The organism is Adlercreutzia equolifaciens (assembly GCF_029076695.1).
GTDB classification, from domain to species: Bacteria; Actinomycetota; Coriobacteriia; order Coriobacteriales; family Eggerthellaceae; genus Adlercreutzia; species Adlercreutzia equolifaciens_A.
In genome coordinates, this window is record NZ_JARFIK010000090.1 from 1 (window position 1) to 397 (window position 397).

The window sequence follows — 397 nt, forward strand, 5'->3', positions numbered from 1 at the left end:
GTTACAAGAACTATCTGCTTGCCTGTCTTGCAGGATTTGTTGTGACGTATGCGATCGGAATCGTGTATAAATTCATAATCTTGAACTTTTATGCACATACACCGGCAACATTGGGTGTAATCTTTTTGTCCTGCTTCCCATTAGATATGCCTGGAGATTTTGTATTATGTCTGCTGGCAGCCGGTGTGGGACTTAGAATGCGAAAAAGCGGATTTTATCTGAGCGAATAAAAAAGGGGCATGAGATTATGGCAAAAGGAATATTTGTGACGGGCACCGGCACAGATGTAGGAAAGACATATGTCACAGCATTAATCGTGAAAAAGCTGGCGGATGCAGGAATCCATGCAGGCTATTATAAGGCTGCATTATCAGGTGCAGAGTCCATAGAAGAAAGT

General features: G+C 42.6%; 2 protein-coding genes. Both read left to right on the forward strand.

Annotation, left to right across the window (positions count from 1 at the left end):
- On the forward strand, positions 1-230 hold a 230-nt coding region (locus tag PZH32_RS11600; protein ID WP_275208411.1), incomplete at its 5' end, for a biotin transporter BioY.
- A gap of 17 nt (positions 231-247) precedes the next feature.
- A partial coding sequence (gene bioD / locus PZH32_RS14265; RefSeq protein WP_428994036.1) for an ATP-dependent dethiobiotin synthetase BioD occupies positions 248-397 on the forward strand: 150 nt, incomplete at its 3' end.